This window comes from Hoeflea phototrophica DFL-43 (assembly GCF_000154705.2).
Taxonomy (GTDB): Bacteria; Pseudomonadota; Alphaproteobacteria; order Rhizobiales; family Rhizobiaceae; genus Hoeflea; species Hoeflea phototrophica.
Genome location: NZ_CM002917.1, coordinates 1050147 through 1066512 on the forward strand (window position 1 = coordinate 1050147; position 16366 = coordinate 1066512).

Genomic DNA, 16366 nt, shown 5'->3' on the forward strand with positions numbered 1-16366 from the left:
AAACAGGGGAGATCACAATGACCGACATCGCATTCCCGGCTGCCCGGCCCCGTAACAGCTTTTTTCGGCGGAACAGGCTCGTCATTATGCCGCTTTTGTTCATTGCGCCGGCCTTTGGGATGTTCTCGCTTTTTGTGATCTACCCGATCGCGCAATCCATCGCTCTCTCATTCATCGAATGGCAGGGCATCGGCCCCAAGAAATGGATTGGCTTTCAGAACTACATCATGTTGTTCAACGATCCAGTGTTCTGGAAATCGCTGGTCAACAACATTTACTGGCTGGTCTTGTTCCTGCTGGCTCCAGTGATCGGCTTATTCGTGGCTTTGTATCTGAACCAAAAAGTTTTTGGCATCAGGCTGATAAAGTCACTTTTCTTTTTCCCGTTCGTGGTTTCGCAAGTCGTCGTGGGCCTGGTGTTCACATGGTTTTATGACCCAGCATTTGGTCTGATTGCAACGATATTAAAGCCACTTGGACTTCAGTTGCCCTCCATTCTTGCCAGTGAGGATTGGGCGACATTTGGTGTGATAACTGCTGGGCTATGGCCGCAAACAGCCTATTGCATGATCCTCTACCTCACCGGTTTGAACAGCGTGAACCCGGAAATGGTCGAGGCGGCGCGTCTGGATGGTGCGAAGGGGTGGAATCTGCTCGTCAAAATCGTCCTGCCGCAGCTTCGTGCCGCGACGTTCATTGCCATTGTTGTGACCGTCATTGGTGCGCTGAGATCATTCGATTTGGTCGCGATAATGACAGAGGGTGGCCCCTACAACTCATCGAATGTGTTGGCATTCTACATGTATGACAACGCAATCTTTCGATATCGCGTGGGCTACGCGGCAGCCATCGCGACAATCCTCTTCCTGATCATGGATATCTACATCGTCTGGTTTCTCATGAGGCTTCTGAAAAACGAGAAAGGTACACGCTGATGTTCCCGCGCCCAATCCAAGAAGCGAGCGCTTCGCGACAGTTGCTTTACAAAATTGGCCTTCCGATCTCGCTCGTGATCTGGCTGTTACCGATGATCGCAATTATCGCCACCGCCGGCCGGTCCTTGTCCGATATCAACTACGGAAATTACTGGGGGATCCCCAGTGAGTGGGCCTTTGTTGACAACTTCAGCGCTGTTTTCAATTCATCGCCAATCCTGTGGTACCTGGTGAACAGCGTCATCATCACAGTCCCTGCCATTATAGGCACGCTGTTCTTGTCAACGCTCGCAGGTGCTGGGCTGGCGCTTTACAAATTCAAAGGCCATTTCGTCATCTTTGCTATTTTTATCGCCGGTAACTTCGTGCCCTATCAGATCTTGATGATCCCGGTTCGGCACTTGACGGTAAACTTGGGCATTTACGACACCTACTGGGCCGTGATCCTGTTTCAGATGGCTTTTCAGACGGGGTTCTGCACCTTCTTCATGCGGAATTTCATCGCCGAATTGCCTTTTGAGTTGGTGGAATCCGCACGCTCAGAGGGGGTTAGTGAATGGAAAATTCTGATCCACATTATTGTGCCATTGGTTCGTCCCGCTCTGGCAGCGCTGGCGGTGCTGGAATTCACCTTTGTCTGGAACGACTTCTTCTGGCCGCTAATCCTGATCCAGTCTGATGAAATACGCCCGATCACACTGGGTTTGACAACGCTGAAAGGTCAGTACATCTCTTCATTCAATCTCTTGGCCGCCGGGTCCCTGATCGCTGCTTTGCCGCCGGTCATGATGTTCTTTGCAATGCAGCGTCATTTCATTGCAGGATTAACCCTGGGGGCGAGCAAGGGTTAAGGCCCAAATGAGGGCGATGGATGCTGGAGTTATTGCAATGAACTCAAATCTGAAGACAGGTGCCAAGGTAAAAAACCCCACCAAGCGAATCGGACGGAATGCTGAAACTGCGAAAGCCGATCTCATAGCCTCGGCTAGAACCGAGTTCGCGAAGAATGGGTTTGCGTTGGCTGGTATTGAGGCAATCGCTGAATCCACCGGCCTCAACAAGAAAATGATTTATCACTATTTCGGGTCGAAAGAGGGGCTGTACATTGCTGTTCTTGAAGATGTGTATGTTGGAATTCGAAATATGGAGAAAAACCTTGATTTGAGGCACCTTGCTCCGCTCGACGCGATTCAGAAACTAGTCGAAGCCACTTGGGAATACTACTTGAACAATCCCGAATTTCTGGCTCTCGTCAATCAGGAAAACCTGCTTCGTGCACAATACTTGAAGAAATCGGGCATTGTGAAACGGAGAACCAGTACTTTGCTCAAAGCGGTGAAAGAGGTTCTTGATCGTGGTGTCAAAGAAGGCTCGATCCGTCCCGGCATTGACCCCATGCAGTTGAATCATTCGATTGCGGGATTGGGCTTCTACTACCTCAACAACCGGTTCACCAACACCGAACTGTACAGTTTTGACCATATGACGCCCGCAGCGTTGGAGGCCCGACGGGCGTTCATCGTCGATATCATGATGCGTTTCGTTTCGCTCCCAAAGCAGCAAGGCACCTCGAAGGATTGATTTTGCAATGTCGGATCGCAGCTATACTCATATCATCGTTGGCGGCGGTACGGCCGGATGCGTTCTTGCTGCTCGGTTAAGTGCAGATCCAAAACTTAAAGTTCTTTTACTGGAAGCTGGTTCTCGGGATTGGCATCCCTACATCCATATGCCCGTTGGGTTTGCGAAAATCACTGCGAGCAATCTGACGTGGGGTTACTCTACTGAACCTCAGCAACATGCAGGCGGGCGGCGTATTCCATATGCCCAAGGTCGCGTTCTGGGCGGTGGTAGCTCGGTCAATGCTGAGGTGTTTACCAGGGGGGTGCCAGAGGACTATGATCGCTGGGCGAACGAAGAGGGGTGTCGAGGCTGGTCGTTCAAGGAGATCCAGCCTTGTTTTCTGCGCTCGGAGCGCAATACCGCGCTGGCGGATGACTGGCACGGGACTGATGGACAGCTCGGAGTTTCAAATGTAGCCAACCCGCAACCGCTGACGCGCCAATTCGTAATGGCATGCCAGCAGTTTGGGATCCCTTACAATCATGACTTCAATGGCGCTCGGCAGGAAGGCGCGGGCTACTACCAGGTCAACGTTGTGGACGGGCGACGTTGCTCGGCAGCTCGGGGCTATCTTGACCCAGCGCGTAAACGCAACAATTTGACCGTTGTTACCGAGGCCAACACTCAGCGCATTTTGTTTGATGGAAACCGCGCGACGGGCATTGAATACCGACGCAAAGGTAAGGTTCACCAGGCTATGGCCAGCAGCGAAGTCCTGTTGACCGCCGGTGCCATCGGCTCCCCCAAACTTCTTATGCTATCGGGAATTGGTCCGGCGGATCATCTGCGTGAATTGGGTATTGAGGTGCGCGCCGATATGGCGGAAGTGGGTGCAAACTTGGCGGACCATGTTAATATCGACCTTGTTGCTGAACTTCACAACCATCTTAGCCTCGACAAATATAAGAAATTACATTGGGCCGCTTGGGCCGGACTTCAGTACTTGCTGTTTAGAAGTGGGCCGGTAGCAAGCAATGTTGTTGAAGGCGGGCTCTTTTGGCATTCTGGCAAGGACCGAGGTGTGCCTGACTTACAATTCCACTTCCTTGCCGGGGCTGGTGCTGAAGATGGGGTTGGCAGCGTCGCTCCTGAGCGCTCGGGCATCACCCTGAATTGCTATGGGCTAAGACCAAAAGCCCGCGGCACTGTTCGCCTTGCCTCTGCTGATCCATCGGCCGCACCCAAAATTGATCCGAACTTCTTCGGCGATTCCGAGGATCTGTCAATCACGGTTAAGGGGTTGAAGCTCGGCCGGAAGATATTTTCGCAGCCTGCACTGGCAAAGCATATCCAGCGTGTGATCTTGCCTGACGATAGCCTTTCGACGGACGACGAGCTTTCGGAATTCGTTCGTAATCATGCCCGAACATCTTATCATCCGGTCGGAACTTGCCGAATGGGGTCGGATGCTGCCTCGGTCGTTGATACTGACCTCAAGCTTCGGGGGTTTGAATCTTTGCGCATCTGTGACAGCAGCGTTTTTCCAAGTCTGATTGGCTCCAATACCAACGCGCCGACAGCTATGGTGGCCGAAAAAGCCAGCGACCTGATACTTGGTCGCAGGGTAATCCCCCCTCAAAATAACGGGCTTCAAAAGTAGAATTTTCTCGGCAATATGATCGAGGAGATTTCGATGAAGACGAGCAGATTTAGCGAACCACAAATCCTGGCGATCCTGCGCCAGGCAGAAGGCGGCGTCCCGGTGCCAGAGTTGTGCCGGGAGCATGGGATGAGCACGGCCTCATTTTACAAATGGCGGGCCAAGTACGGCGGCATGGACGCCTCGATGATCAGCCAGATGAAGGCTCTGGAAGACGAGAACCGCCGGCTGAAGAAAATGTATGCCGAGATGAGCATGCAGGCCGAACTTCTGAAAGAGGCTCTTGGAAAAAAATGACGCGGCCATCTCAACGCCGGGAGATGGCCGGGAAAGCAGTGGCGTTGCGAGGGGTGAGTATTGCGCTTGCCTGCCGCACCTTCGAGGTCAGCGAGACCTGTTATCGTTACAGTGCAAAGCTGAACGACGAGAATGAGCATATTGCCGATCTCCTGATCGGACTGACGAGGGCCAAGAAGACCTGGGGTTTTGGCCTGTGCTTCCTGTATCTGCGCAACGTCCAGGGACATCGTTGGAACCACAAGCGTGTCTATCGCATCTACCGCAAACTGGAACTGAACCTGCGGATCAAGCCGCGTAAGCGTTTGAAGCGGGACAAACCGGATGCACTGGCCGTCCCGGATCAGCCAAACCTGGTCTGGTCCATGGACTTCATGGCGGACCGTCTGGAGGATGGAAGGCAGTTCCGGCTGTTGAATGTCCTTGACGACTTCAACCGCGAAGGGCTCGGCATCGAAGTGGATTTCTCGCTTCCCGCCGAGCGCGTCATCCGCAGTCTGAACCAGATCATCGAATGGCGCGGCAAACCGATGTCGATACGAGTCGATAACGGCCCCGAATATGTCAGTGGTAAACTGATGGAGTGGGCCGAAACACAAGGCATCGCGTTGAGCCACATTCAGCCCGGCAAGCCGCAGCAAAATGCCTATGTCGAGCGCTACAACCGCACAGTCCGGCATGAATGGCTCGACCAATACATCATCGAAAGCATCGAGGAGGCACAGGAGTTCGCCACGCAATGGCTATGGACCTATAACAACGAACGGCCCAATATGGGCATCGGCGGCATAACTCCCGCACAGAAACTCAAAATGGCCGCGTGAATTCTACCGCCGAGCCCCGTTAAAAACGGGGGGATTACCGCAGCATTGCTGAATGAAGTAGGTAGGCCTCTTCCGGCTCCGGACAGCCTTGGGGCGGGCCATGACCGCACGGTGCAGGGTATGTACTGCACGCTGAACACTATCGGGGACAGCTTGTGTTGATGCCGCGCCAGCGCAGTTTAGAGGTAAGCGCCCGGTGTGAGCTGCTCCCCATCCCTTGGACAGTTTCTGGGCTAAATTAAGCTACTCTTTGCACCTGCTGATCGGGTTGGGTTTCGTCTTTTCCCAGCCAATAGACCACGGCAGGTGGTCTTCCACCAAGGGCTGAGTGTGGGCGTTGATGGTTGTAGAACGTCATCCATTTGCTGATGCCCGCCTTCGCTTCTGATCCGGTCTCCCAGGCATGCAGGTAGACACATTCATATTTCAGCGTCCGCCACAGGCGCTCGATGAAAATATTGTCGAGGAACCGCCCCTTTCCATCCATCGAGATGCGCACGCCGGTCCGGCGCAAGCGGTCCGTCCAGGCGAAGGATGTGAACTGGCTGCCCTGGTCCGTATTCATGATCTCCGGCTGGCCGAACTTGTGGATGGCCTCATTCAGCGCCTCGACACAGAAGTCGGCCTCCAGCGTATTCGAGACGCGCCAGGCCAGAACCTTACGGGTGTGCCAGTCCATGATGGCGACGAGGTAGAGAAAGCCACGCCGCATGGGCAGGTAGGTGATGTCCGAGCACCAGACCTGGTTCGGTCGATCCACGCGCAGTCCTTTCAGCAGGTAGGGATAGGTCTTGTGCCCTTTCGCCGGCCTGCTGGTATTGGGTTTCTGATAGATCGGCATCAACCCCATCAGGCGCATCAACCGGCGTATCCGTTTCTCGTTCACCAGATGGCCATCGTTGCGCAGATGCCAGGTAGCATTGTCACATAAAAACCAGCTGCTTTTTCCCCCGACGGACGGTAGTCTTAAAGAATGAAACAACCCAATTATCGCCGCCATCGGTTTCCGCCCGAAATCATTCAGCTTGCCGTCTGGCTGTACTTCCGATTTCCGCTGAGCTTCCGCGATGTGGAGGACCTGCTCGCAGAGCGCGGCATTGACACTTCCTATGAGACCGTTCGGCGTTGGTCCTTGAAGTTCGGGCTGGTTTTCGCCGCCAAACTCAGACGTGCACGGCCAACGCCTGGTACATGCTGGCATCTCGACGAGGTTTTCGTCTTGATCAATGGCAAGCGCATGTACCTGTGGCGCGCCGTCGACAGCGAAGGGGAAGTGCTTGATATCCTGGTCCAGGCACGTCGAAACAGGAAAGCTGCGCTAAAGCTGATGCGCAAACTGTTGAAGAAGCAGGGATACTCGCCGGATGCCGTTGTGACAGACAAACTGCCATCCTATTCCGCCGCCCTCGGAAATCTCGGCATGAAGGCGAAACACGTCACTGTCTGGCGCAGCAACAACCGAGCGGAAAATTCACACCTGCCGGTCAGGTTGAGGGAGCGACGAATGCAGCACTTCAAGTCGGCTGGATCTGCACAGAGATTTCTTTCAACCCATGCCGCCGTCTACAACACCTTCAACGTCCAACGCCCTCTCATCTCCCGCAAGACACTTCGAAAGTTCCGCGGCGATGCAATGGCTACGTGGCAGTCAGCGGCGGCTATCATATGATCGAAGAGTACGCATCGGTCTTGTACGGCTGGCGGTGCTTACCGTGACAAGGCCGGCAAGTGGCCTGCGCCACCCACCTCCCGGTGTGTGTGGGTTAGGCTGCGCTTGGCCAAGCGCCTGCGGTCATGGCGGTTTGGGCGAAGTCTGCGAAATCGCGAGGCCTGCGGCCCAGGGCGCGCTCGACCCCGTCCGCGGTGTGGGCATTGCGCCCGTCCAGTGTTTCGCGCGCGATTGCAGTGAAGACATCGGCGACGAAGGTGTCGCCAGAGGCGGCCACGTTGGCGTGGAAGTCCTCAAAACTGATGGGGATGTGCTGGATCGGACGGTCCAGGGTGGTGGTCAGGACCTCCGCCATCTCAGCGAATGTCATCAGGCGCGGGCCGGTGACTTCGTACCGTTCGCCCAGATGCCCCTCTTCGGTCAGTGCTGCGACGACCACATCGGCGATGTCATCAATGTCGATGATCGGCTCCGCGATAGCGCCGCCCGGCATGGGCAACACGCCGCCAAGGATAGGATCGCGAAGGTAGCCTTCGCTGAAGTTCTGAGCAAACCAGGCGGACCGCACGATGGTATAGCCAAGGCCGGAATTGCGGATCACCTCTTCGCCCATGCTTGCGAAGTGTTCCCCCCGGCCGGACAAGAGCACGATGTGCTGTAGGCCGCTGTCGAGGGCGACCTTCGCGAAAGCCTCCAGCTTTTCGATTGCGCCGGGGAAGGCCAGGTCAGGGAAATAGGTGACGTAGGCCTTGGAGACACCGGTCAGGATTGGGACCCAGGTGCTTTGATCTTCCCAATCAAATGGGGTTTCGGATCGCCGTGCGCCGCGCCGGACAGAGAAGCCTTTAGCTTCCAGTTTTGCTGCAACGCGAGAGCCGGTTTTGCCAGTGGCGCCGATGACGAGGATAGGTTCGTTAGACATAGCTTTCTCCTGTGGTGAGCCGTGGGCCCACCCTGATTTCTTGGTTGCTGAAGTGCTGGTGTGGTGGCTGCGGCCTTTAAAGAATCAGGGCCGCCGCCCATCCCATCGCGATCAAACAGAACAGCGATGTGAAGTAGATGCGGTAAAATTGGATTTGCATGCCCCGGTGCGAGTACCTGCTACGGGGCGCATAGGGAGAGCGATGCATGGCTACGCACTCTCACGGACTTGGCCGACGAGGATCGACCAATCCATGCCCAAAGCGCCATAAACCTCGCCTGCCTGATTGCTGGCGTTGTCTGCCAGGATCTCAATCATCAGGCTCGCGCCATCGGCCACAACAACACCGGCCTGGGTCAGCCGAACCAAAGCGGTTTCGCGCTTGGTCATGTTGAAGGTCCCGCTGGCATCGACGGCGACGTAAGCCTCGAACCCTTCACGCACGGCTCGCATTGCTGGGAAGGCGGCGCAGACTTCGAGGGAAAGACCCGCAAAGATCAGCTTGTTCCGACCGGTCGCGCGAATGGCCTCTTCCACTCGTGGGTCATCCCATGCGTTGACCGTTGTCCGGTCGATGAAGGTCTGATCGGGCAAGGCCTCTTGCAGTTCAGGAATCGCAGGACCCCAAAGCGTCTGGGACGAGGTGGTGGTTGTCACAATCGGTAAGCCAAGCGCCTTTGCAGCTTTGGCAAGGCCTACGATGTTGTGTTTGAGATCTGCGATGGAATAGTCGCGTATCCCGGTCATCAGCCCGACCTGATTGTCGACAAACACGACGGCAGCGTTATCACGGGTTAGCGGTTCGGGGTTGTATACTTCGGTCATGAGTCTTCCTTTCTGGATAGGTCTTCAGTGTTGTTGATTTCAGTCAAGTGATCCGAGGCGGCCAGAACGATAAGCCGCTTCGACTGCGTCAAGCTCTTCTGCGGTGCCCATGGCGTAGGGGCCGCGCTGGACAAAAGCCTGGCGAAGGGGTTGGCCTCGGAACAGGACGACATGGGCGCCCTCTTCCGAAGAAAATGAGATGTTGGTGGCATCAGCGAAGGCTATAGCCTTGCCAGGCCGCAGATTGGCGGAGCCTGTGTTCCACGTCACGCGAGACGCGCCTTTGATGGCGATAATCCAGGCGTAGTGGTCCTTTCGGCCGTTGTGTGTGAACTGGCCACCGGCCTTTATGTCGATATCAAGCAGCGTCAGCGGGTTATCCGGTGCAACCGCCCCTCGAAAGCCGCCCGCTTCTCCAAGGACCAGCCGCGCCGTGGCCCGGTCGCCCGTAAGCTGTGGGATGTCCGCTGCTGCTACGTGAAAGGCGGATGGTTCGTCATGCCTGTGCTCTGCCCCCAGATTGACGAAGACCTGAAGCGCATGGGTTCTGGCACCGGGGCGGGTCTCTTCGTTGTGAAGCGCCCCGCGCGCTGCCTTGAACCAATACAGATCACCGGGCGCCAGATCGAGATCATTGCCAAGGGAATCGCGGTTGTGAAACGCGCCTTCGCTGTCCTCGAACAAAACCGTCACTGCGGACAGCCCGGCATGGGCATGTGTCCCGAAGGTGGGCTTGGTCATGGTGAAGTGATCCACCATGATCAGCGGGTCCATCAGCCCGCTGAACTCCGCATGCTGATAGCTTTGGGCCTCAAAACCGTCGCCGATCCTGAGCGGGCGACCCTCGCTCTGGGCGTGGGTTTCGCAGGGGACGCCTGCGAGCTTGTCGATATGTTGCGTGGTCATGTCAGTCTCTCGCTTTGTGTTGCATTGATAGTATGAGCGAGACAATTGAACGAAAATCGGTCAATATCAGAACCTAACGTTCTATCAGTGGAACGATGAGGGGTGTCTGGATGGATCTTAACGACGCATTCTATTTTGTTCAGGTTGTTGAAAAGGGCGGCTTTTCTGCCGCGGCGCGCGCGCTCGATATCCCGAAGTCACGCCTCAGCCGCCGCGTGCGACAGCTTGAGGATCACCTTGGCGTGCGCCTGTTGCAGCGCACATCGCGCATCGTCACTACGACGGAGATTGGCGAGGAATACTATCGCCACGCGAGGGACGCCTTGGCCCGGTTCGAGATCGCCGAAACCGCCGTGCGGTGCAAAACCAACACCATTGAAGGGACCGTCACGGTGTCCTGTTCCGTGGGCATGGCGCAATTCGGCCTCGCTCAGATCCTGCCGCGCTTCTTGCAGGACAATCCCGGCGTGACGGTCGTGCAGCGGGCCTCGAACCAGATGGAGGATTTGATCAAGGGCGGGATCGACGTCGCCATACGGGGGCATATGGACACGCTGCCGGACTCGAGCCTGATCCAGACGCGACTGGCGCGCGTCGAGTGGCACTTGTTCGGGTCCCCCGACTACCTTACCAGCCTAGGTTCGGTAAAAGATCCTCCTGAACTGGCAAATCATCCTGCGATGGTCCTGGGCCGTCCTCGCGAAACACATCAATGGTTGCTGACAGATGAAGGTGGGCAAACTGCCTCCGTGCCTTGCGCCGTCCGGTTCGCGAGCGACGATATGTCAACACTCAAGAACGCGGCGTCGGCGTCGTTGGGACTTGTCGCGCTGCCATCCTACGTTTGCAGGCCAGAGGTGGAGGCGGGAACGTTGGTGCGCGTTTTGCCGGACTGGACCGCAGGCACCCCGCAGATCAGCCTCCTCATGCCGTCAAAGCGAGGAATGCTACCGGTGGTGGAGACGTTTCTGGACTTCCTCAAGCAAGACCTGCCCGCCGTGCTGACAAATATTGACGCTAACCCCGAATGACCGGAACTACGATTTGTGCCGCGCAACAGCAACAGATGTGCCGCAGAAACAAAGTGATGCTGCGTCAGCGAAGCGCATAAAAACAAGGTCGGTTTTGTCCGCATTGCGGTCATCCAAACTTTGCTCAAGTGGCGGTTCGAAGTGTCGGAGTCAGACCACTAGGACCAGACTGTCGGCAGTCGGCCCCAGTTCAGCCGTTCTAGAACGTCAGAGAAGGTGCCGCAGCTCCAGATCGCATAACGAGCGTTCCGGAACGTGCGTTATGCGATCTGGCGCTGGGGATGTTTTAACCGCGCCCGTTTTAAGGCATGTGAACTGGTAATCGTGCGGGAATCGATGATCACCTCACCATACTCTTGAAGAGGCAATGGACCACTTCTTTGCCCGCAGTGTATTGTTCCTTTATCTCGGCATAGTTTGTTGTGTTCGGCATGGTGCCTTCATGGACGAACTGATGACGCCATGTGATGACATTGTTGTAGGCAGTCTTGGGGCTTTTACTGTAAGCGCGCACATAATCATTCTCGGCTTTCTCTAAATTTCGCTTGAAGCGATCCAAATATTTGTCACCAAACATCTTGATGTGCTCCTTCTTCAAGTCATCTAACTTGATCTTTCCGTTCAATCTGAAAAAGCGCGCTCGTGTCATGTCGCCGAGGACCGTGTGCTTCTTGTCCGCGAAATCGTAAAAGATATCTTTAATCGCCAGCTCGTAGGCGGTCACCGCCGAAATGGCGATGAAGCCAGTATAGCGGCCCTCCACGAACGGATCCTCTAGGGCGGCCATCATCGGATCAACATGAGCGAGATAGTCCTCGACTAGTGCAAAGCGGTCACTGTAGCTCATCAGGACATCAAATACTTTTCTGCGAGAGCCAGTCGCTCCTTCACAACTGATGCGTCACTTGTGTTGAAAAATATTGCGTTTCTGTATTTGTCGTCCACGAGAAGTTTTTCGAATCGAGCCTTGAGGTCCTTTGGTATCTTGTTCGGCTGGCGGATCAGAACCGACATCACCGAGTCCATCGCGGCAAGGTTCAGGGGGCCGCGAACATGGAAGGGTTTGGGGTTTAGCTGTTTAACTATGATGGAGGTCACCTCGCCAAACCGTTCTACGAACCTCTCGATCTTCGACGATCCTTTGCTCTTGGCATGAATCTTCATCTGCTTATTGAGGAACTCCTTCATGGGCTTCTCGTAGTCGTCACCGCGTTCGGTCATCGCGAATATGCGGAGGATCATTTCGACATCGCGCTGGTGCTTGTCGAGTGGCTTACGAGCCAGGATTGTGCGCCAGTCCACATCTTCGTTTAGTTCGTGCAGCACCTCCACCAGTTGCCCATGGAAAACACAGTTGCGGATTTCTTGAGGTCGGAGTGGGGTGCCCCCGGTGTTCAGGCGCTCAAAGATGTGAAACATGCTGGTACTTTGGTTCGCCGGAGCAAGTTGTTTGATGTTCACCGCGCGCAGCACTGCACCCTTTAATCGGCGCTGGTCTTGCGAGGAGAGATCGGTAAACCTTTTGCCTACATATGGACTTCCCTCCGATAATCCAGTCAGTCGGAATACCGCGCGCCGGCCTTGCATGTTCTCGGGACCGAAATAGCCTTCAAAAAAGTATATGACGCTCATAATACGCTGTTGACCGTCAATAACGAGATTTTTGCTTTCGTTATCAATGTAGAAAAATACTTGAGGGACAGGCAGGCCGAGCAGGAAGCTCTCAATAAGGAGGCTAGACTGTTTGATGTTCCAAACAAAGCTACGCTGAAAAGACGGGACTGTGATATCCTTATCTTTCCACAATTCGTGGATAACGCCCAAGGTCAGGTCGGATGGATAGGTCGCGATGTCGAACTCAACATGCGTGCCAATTTCTTCCTCTTCGTCGTCGCCTTCTACTTCGATTTCGTCGTCAACGTTTTTAGCCATAGTCGCTCCATTGATTGCCTTCACGATAGCCAGGGCGTGGCCCGGCGGCTAGGGGAAAAACGGAAGAGAACCGCGATCCGTATAAACGGCAGCTTTGGGCAACGATGTCAGCTGGCTAGACGAGGACATTGGCGGCGCAAAGGTGCACGGCTTGATTGGGGCCGTCTGCTGCCTGTCCGGTTCTGGCGGAAAACCTCAGGAAGCCGCCGTTGCGGCAACGTCGACCCATTGTCGTCGTTTGGGTTCTTCCAACACCACCCAAAACCTTCCGTTTTTTCAGTCTCGCCAAGCGCCAGGGCCGAGGGCGTTAGCTGCTCGGCAGAGCCATTGGTGCGCGGACAGGAAAGTGGGCTACTACGGTGCAGTACATCTGAGAACTGGCAAGGAGATATCCAGTTTGAGCTAGTCGATCTATTTCCCCATATTGCCAATCCGCATCAGATAGGCTTTTGGGTGTAGCCAATTGCTCTCGGTGGGAAGGGTTAGCGACTGATGCTTTGTGAGTTTGCAAACCGCTTTCCGCGTTACCTTGCTCAACTCCCTGAGCGCGACCGTCGTCTTACCCGTAACTTCCGCTAGGAGACCGCGACCGATCTGCTAATGAAGGGTCTCGTGCCACTCCAGCCGCTCGGCGTCCGCGTCGACTTCCCGGATGAGAAGGTCACGGGCGCGGACATGGACTGGATCTATGCAGCACCGATTGAGGTTGGGGGCGGCAGCTACCTGCGCCTGACGATCCAATCGAAGCGCTGTAAGGAGCAGAGGCTAAAGGAAGGCTCAAGCTACTGGTCCACCAAAAGCCTGGACTAAACAGGTAGGCTCGTTCGTCTTACAAGATCGGCGGATGCCAGCCACTGATTCACGCCGTTCGAAAATGTAGACAAATGTAGATAGCCGCGCGCGGGCGGGCACGAGGCTTTAGCTTTGCAAGCTGACTTCGGTTCATACCCCGCGATGAGCTCTGGCTTTGGTACGTGAGAGCCTATGGCCGCCTGTGCAGCCCCAAACAGTGCCGCCGGCAACCCTAAAGAAAGCAAATCTACCAGCTTGGAAAACGCCTTTCGATAATCTTGGGAACCGATACCGTCAGCGTATTTTTGAGCCATGACGTCAACGCAATTCTCGGCGTGATGCGGGCACGGCTGCCGTCCTGAGGCGAATAACCGATCACGCTTCTGGTCTCATCGATATCCCAGCGCATGCCCGGGTTGTCGGACATCAGGTTCAGTGCCGCGAAGGAGACGTCCTTGGCGTTGATGGCGCAGCGCGTCCCGTTCAGGAAATCCCGGTCGCTTAACCACATTTCCTGCCCCCAGCGACCCATTGCCATATGCGGGCCGGGCCGGTTATCATGGGTCCACTGGGTCCAGCCAATTCTCAGGCAAATAACCGAAAGGTCATGATGCCTGGCGAAGAATGCGCCAGTGCGTTCGCAAAAGAGTTTTGACATGCCATAGGCATTGATCGGGCCGGGCGGTGTGTTGCTGTCGAGCATGTCATCCGTGAACCGCTTGTCGCCATGGATCCAGTTCGAACTTGCCAGCACGACCCGGCTTACGCCCCTCTTGGCCGCGTGGTGATACAGTTCCAGCGTCGCGTCCATGTTGTGCTCAACCGCAGAGACCCAGCTGGCAGCAGGCTCCCTGTCCCCAGCCAGGTGCACTATTACATCCACCCCATTGAGCAATTCGGCCCAGTCGGCTCCATCAGCCAGATCGGCAGCGTGGATATTCGGGTGATCCACCGGTCGGATATCGATCCCCGACACACGATAACCGTCGTCCTGCTCGAGCGCATCGAAGAGCTTTCGCCCCAGATGGCCCCCGGCCCCGGTGATCAAGACATGCATGATTTGGCTTCCTCATCAAACGCGTTTGCCCAAACCTCGAATATCGGGGCGGGCGCTGGACTGCCATTTGCCCAGATATGGAAAGTCTGGACGAAATTGAGTGTTTCTCCCGGCGCGAGGGTTTTCATCGGGGAATGCCATTCAGCCTCGCAATAGGGATAATCACCGGAATTGAAGACCTCCACCGGATGCCCATGTGCAAAGACATCCTGCTCCCGGGCCTCCGGCAGGGAACACAGCAACCACGGTCCGCCATCGCCACACTTGATAAGCGTTTGATGATCCGGATTTGGCAGGCTGATCTTGAATTCTTGCATCCTGATGCAATTGGCGACCACGCCCGCCGCATGCTTTGACACAAGCGCGGTCGCGTCTCCGAAGACCGGTTGAAAACCGGCAGTCTCCATTGCAACGGCGATCTTTGCCGGTGTGTCGATCATCATCACCGACCAGATGCCGGCATCTTTCATGCGAGTGCCCTTGTTGGTCACGGAATGCTCTATGGTCCATTCATGCGCAGACCTTATTGCAATGCACCGCCTCACCGAGAACTGCGATACCGGGCAGGCCTTGCTTTCCATCAGAATATGACGATCGTCCTCTGACAGAACGGCATAGTCCCCGCTATCAAGTTCGGGAAATGGGGCTCCGGCCACCCATGCGCTATCCGGCGCGATCCATGTCTTTTCTCCGCCCCACAGAGGAAAGCCGAACTGAGGCGAACGGGTGGGCAGCAAGGTCAATTGCGTGAGGTCGATGGCGACGGCCCTCAGATCCGGGTTCTGGAAGAGCAGCGAGCGCCCCTGGAACCGAACATCCCAAAGTCGCCCGCCTACACCAGGCAACATAAGCAGTTCGAGATCCCCGCATTTCAGACTTAGAATGTTCCACCGATCCGTCATGACGTCATCCCCGAGGCGGTCCGGCGCAGGTCTCCTGCGCCGGCGCCATGATCATGCGTGTTTGAACTGCGCAACGTTTTCGGCCGTGATCGCCATCACGCCGGTCTCCACTCGCTCCGGCAGCGGGTTGATTCCGGCAGCCTTCCAATCGGGCAAGATCTTGAGCGCATCGGTGTTCTGCCAGTGCATCATGTGGAAGGCCAAGAATATCTCAAGATAGGATTTCTGGGCCACCGCGCCATAGATCGTGCCGTCCTCGATATAGGGAAGCATGTCGTCATTGCGGTCCATGGCAACGATTTTGATATCCTTGCGTCCGGCCTCGTTTACAGCGATCGCTGCCCCCTTGCCGCTGTCGCCATCGGTTCCGCCAATACCCACGATGTCCGGGTTGGCCTGAATGGACTGCAAATAGGCGGTCGGCGCATAGGATGGGTCCGCCTTGTCGTTGACCACATCGACGACTTCGATCTCGGGATATTTTTCGGCGAAGATCTGTTTATAGCCCTCGACCCGTTCTAGCGTGGACGGGGCCGGGAAAGTGCCGAGAATAACCTTGCCTTTGCCGCCAATGGCCTGCGCAAGCATTTCTCCGCCCACGCGTCCGGCCTGGACGCCGTTGATGCCCAGGAATGTCGAGCGCGGGCTGTTGGGAATGTCGCCGATGCAGCAGGTCACCGGGATGCCGGCCTCAACCGCGCGCTCCACCCCGGGGGCCAGTGTGGCCGGATCGCCCGGGAAGATGAGAATGCCGGCTGGCCGGCGTGCGATCAGTTCGTCGAGCTGACGCGCCTGCGCAGCGGTGTCGAAATCCAGCGGTCCGGTAAAGGTGGCCTTGATCCCCATCAGCTCTTCGAGATCTTTCATGGCATTGCGGTAGTCCACCCAGAATGGCACTTGGGTGACGATCGATAGAAACACGTACTCCTTGCCTGCTGCCTGCGCCATCGCTTCTGTGGACAACGCCGGAAGCCCGAAGGCTGCGGCCAGACCGGCCGTGGCGCCGGCAGTCAGCAGCTTGCGCCTGTTAACATTTACATCGGTCATCTTG

15 protein-coding genes and 2 pseudogenes are annotated in these 16366 nt (G+C 55.9%); 8 read left to right on the top strand and 9 right to left on the bottom strand.

Translation table 11 applies throughout. The annotated features are described in order from the left end of the window. Nucleotides 1-17: 17 nt before the first annotated feature. The 5 genes from HPDFL43_RS04920 to HPDFL43_RS04945 all read left to right on the top strand — a co-directional run bounded on the left by HPDFL43_RS04920 (nucleotide 18) and on the right by HPDFL43_RS04945 (nucleotide 5279). Nucleotides 18-935 (top strand): carbohydrate ABC transporter permease, encoded by a 918-nt coding sequence (locus HPDFL43_RS04920; protein WP_040449077.1) that lies wholly within the window; start codon nucleotides 18-20, stop codon nucleotides 933-935. Next, nucleotides 935-1786, top strand: a complete 852-nt coding sequence (locus HPDFL43_RS04925) for a carbohydrate ABC transporter permease (RefSeq protein WP_007196165.1) — start codon at nucleotides 935-937, stop codon at nucleotides 1784-1786. Before HPDFL43_RS04920 ends, HPDFL43_RS04925 begins: the two co-directional genes overlap by 1 nt. A gap of 37 nt (nucleotides 1787-1823) precedes the next feature. Then, entirely contained in the window at nucleotides 1824-2516 is a 693-nt protein-coding gene (locus HPDFL43_RS04930; protein WP_052093157.1) for a TetR/AcrR family transcriptional regulator, read from the top strand. Nucleotides 2517-2523: 7 nt separating this feature from the next. Further along, nucleotides 2524-4158: a GMC family oxidoreductase gene (locus HPDFL43_RS04935; protein ID WP_052093158.1), complete on the top strand. Its 1635-nt coding sequence runs from the start codon at nucleotides 2524-2526 to the stop codon at nucleotides 4156-4158. Nucleotides 4159-4191: 33 nt separating this feature from the next. Beyond that, nucleotides 4192-5279, top strand: a protein-coding gene (locus HPDFL43_RS04945; protein ID WP_156970198.1) for an IS3 family transposase whose coding sequence is annotated in 2 segments (ribosomal slippage) — nucleotides 4192-4447 and nucleotides 4447-5279 — 1089 coding nt in all. Because the reading frame shifts where the segments join, the coding sequence is not laid out codon by codon here. A 238-nt stretch (nucleotides 5280-5517) separates the two neighbouring features. Here the strand turns inward: HPDFL43_RS04945 and HPDFL43_RS04950 are convergent. Next, nucleotides 5518-6216 (bottom strand): annotated as a pseudogene (locus HPDFL43_RS04950) (IS3 family transposase); the annotation flags it as partial. Between the two features lie 36 nt (nucleotides 6217-6252). Here HPDFL43_RS04950 and HPDFL43_RS04955 point away from each other — a divergent pair. Next, nucleotides 6253-6948: an IS6 family transposase gene (locus tag HPDFL43_RS04955; protein WP_007196171.1), complete on the top strand. Its 696-nt coding sequence runs from the start codon at nucleotides 6253-6255 to the stop codon at nucleotides 6946-6948. 94 nt (nucleotides 6949-7042) lie between these two features. Here HPDFL43_RS04955 and HPDFL43_RS04960 read toward each other — a convergent pair whose 3' ends face one another. From HPDFL43_RS04960 to HPDFL43_RS04970, 3 genes are all read right to left on the bottom strand, one after another. Next, nucleotides 7043-7870, bottom strand: a complete 828-nt coding sequence (locus HPDFL43_RS04960; RefSeq protein WP_007196172.1) for a Rossmann-fold NAD(P)-binding domain-containing protein — start codon at nucleotides 7868-7870, stop codon at nucleotides 7043-7045. Nucleotides 7871-8080: 210 nt separating this feature from the next. After that, nucleotides 8081-8695, bottom strand: coding sequence for an isochorismatase family protein (locus HPDFL43_RS04965; RefSeq protein ID WP_007196174.1), 615 nt, complete (start codon nucleotides 8693-8695; stop codon nucleotides 8081-8083). Between the two features lie 39 nt (nucleotides 8696-8734). Then, the gene (locus HPDFL43_RS04970) at nucleotides 8735-9601 is read right to left on the bottom strand and encodes a pirin family protein (protein WP_007196175.1); all 867 of its coding nucleotides are present in this window, start codon (nucleotides 9599-9601) and stop codon (nucleotides 8735-8737) included. Between the two features lie 110 nt (nucleotides 9602-9711). On the opposite strand from HPDFL43_RS04970, the gene HPDFL43_RS04975 reads away from it, so the two are divergent. Continuing rightward, nucleotides 9712-10632 (top strand): LysR substrate-binding domain-containing protein, encoded by a 921-nt coding sequence (locus HPDFL43_RS04975; protein WP_040449673.1) that lies wholly within the window; start codon nucleotides 9712-9714, stop codon nucleotides 10630-10632. A gap of 340 nt (nucleotides 10633-10972) precedes the next feature. On the opposite strand, the gene HPDFL43_RS04980 is transcribed toward HPDFL43_RS04975, so the two are convergent. Both HPDFL43_RS04980 and HPDFL43_RS04985 read right to left on the bottom strand, forming a co-directional pair. Then, nucleotides 10973-11479 carry a HEPN domain-containing protein gene (locus HPDFL43_RS04980; RefSeq protein WP_007196177.1) on the bottom strand — a complete coding sequence of 169 codons (507 nt, stop codon included), beginning with the start codon at nucleotides 11477-11479 and terminating at the stop codon, nucleotides 10973-10975. Then, nucleotides 11479-12564 carry a DUF262 domain-containing protein gene (locus tag HPDFL43_RS04985; RefSeq protein WP_040449079.1) on the bottom strand — a complete coding sequence of 362 codons (1086 nt, stop codon included), beginning with the start codon at nucleotides 12562-12564 and terminating at the stop codon, nucleotides 11479-11481. Before HPDFL43_RS04985 ends, HPDFL43_RS04980 begins: the two co-directional genes overlap by 1 nt. Before the next feature lie 492 nt (nucleotides 12565-13056). Between HPDFL43_RS04985 and HPDFL43_RS04990 the strand changes: the two are divergent. Beyond that, nucleotides 13057-13374, top strand: a pseudogene (locus HPDFL43_RS04990) (DUF6615 family protein). 229 nt (nucleotides 13375-13603) lie between these two features. Here the strand turns inward: HPDFL43_RS04990 and HPDFL43_RS04995 are convergent. Genes HPDFL43_RS04995 through HPDFL43_RS05005 form a run of 3 tightly spaced genes read right to left on the bottom strand, consistent with a single transcriptional unit; the run spans nucleotide 13604 to nucleotide 16362 of the window. Beyond that, a complete protein-coding gene (locus HPDFL43_RS04995; RefSeq protein ID WP_007196180.1) occupies nucleotides 13604-14413 on the bottom strand; it encodes an NAD-dependent epimerase/dehydratase family protein in 810 nt (269 codons plus the stop codon). Next, nucleotides 14401-15315, bottom strand: a complete 915-nt coding sequence (locus HPDFL43_RS05000) for a hypothetical protein (RefSeq protein ID WP_156970199.1) — start codon at nucleotides 15313-15315, stop codon at nucleotides 14401-14403. The genes HPDFL43_RS04995 and HPDFL43_RS05000 overlap by 13 nt, the downstream gene beginning before the upstream one ends. 51 nt (nucleotides 15316-15366) lie before the next feature. Continuing rightward, nucleotides 15367-16362, bottom strand: coding sequence for a substrate-binding domain-containing protein (locus tag HPDFL43_RS05005; RefSeq protein WP_007196182.1), 996 nt, complete (start codon nucleotides 16360-16362; stop codon nucleotides 15367-15369). Nucleotides 16363-16366 lie beyond the last annotated feature (4 nt).

What these genes read in the sequence shown, in the direction of transcription:
- HPDFL43_RS04920 (WP_040449077.1), top strand. Translation starts at nt 18, where the DNA reads ATGACCGACATCGCATTCCCGGCTGCCCGGCCCCGTAACAGCTTTTTT.
- HPDFL43_RS04925 (WP_007196165.1), top strand. Translation starts at nt 935, where the DNA reads ATGTTCCCGCGCCCAATCCAAGAAGCGAGCGCTTCGCGACAGTTGCTT.
- HPDFL43_RS04930 (WP_052093157.1), top strand. Translation starts at nt 1,824, where the DNA reads ATGAACTCAAATCTGAAGACAGGTGCCAAGGTAAAAAACCCCACCAAG.
- HPDFL43_RS04935 (WP_052093158.1), top strand. Translation starts at nt 2,524, where the DNA reads ATGTCGGATCGCAGCTATACTCATATCATCGTTGGCGGCGGTACGGCC.
- HPDFL43_RS04955 (WP_007196171.1), top strand. Translation starts at nt 6,253, where the DNA reads ATGAAACAACCCAATTATCGCCGCCATCGGTTTCCGCCCGAAATCATT.
- HPDFL43_RS04960 (WP_007196172.1), bottom strand. Translation starts at nt 7,870, where the DNA reads ATGTCTAACGAACCTATCCTCGTCATCGGCGCCACTGGCAAAACCGGC.
- HPDFL43_RS04965 (WP_007196174.1), bottom strand. Translation starts at nt 8,695, where the DNA reads ATGACCGAAGTATACAACCCCGAACCGCTAACCCGTGATAACGCTGCC.
- HPDFL43_RS04970 (WP_007196175.1), bottom strand. Translation starts at nt 9,601, where the DNA reads ATGACCACGCAACATATCGACAAGCTCGCAGGCGTCCCCTGCGAAACC.
- HPDFL43_RS04975 (WP_040449673.1), top strand. Translation starts at nt 9,712, where the DNA reads ATGGATCTTAACGACGCATTCTATTTTGTTCAGGTTGTTGAAAAGGGC.
- HPDFL43_RS04980 (WP_007196177.1), bottom strand. Translation starts at nt 11,479, where the DNA reads ATGAGCTACAGTGACCGCTTTGCACTAGTCGAGGACTATCTCGCTCAT.
- HPDFL43_RS04985 (WP_040449079.1), bottom strand. Translation starts at nt 12,564, where the DNA reads ATGGCTAAAAACGTTGACGACGAAATCGAAGTAGAAGGCGACGACGAA.
- HPDFL43_RS04995 (WP_007196180.1), bottom strand. Translation starts at nt 14,413, where the DNA reads ATGCATGTCTTGATCACCGGGGCCGGGGGCCATCTGGGGCGAAAGCTC.
- HPDFL43_RS05000 (WP_156970199.1), bottom strand. Translation starts at nt 15,315, where the DNA reads ATGACGGATCGGTGGAACATTCTAAGTCTGAAATGCGGGGATCTCGAA.
- HPDFL43_RS05005 (WP_007196182.1), bottom strand. Translation starts at nt 16,362, where the DNA reads ATGACCGATGTAAATGTTAACAGGCGCAAGCTGCTGACTGCCGGCGCC.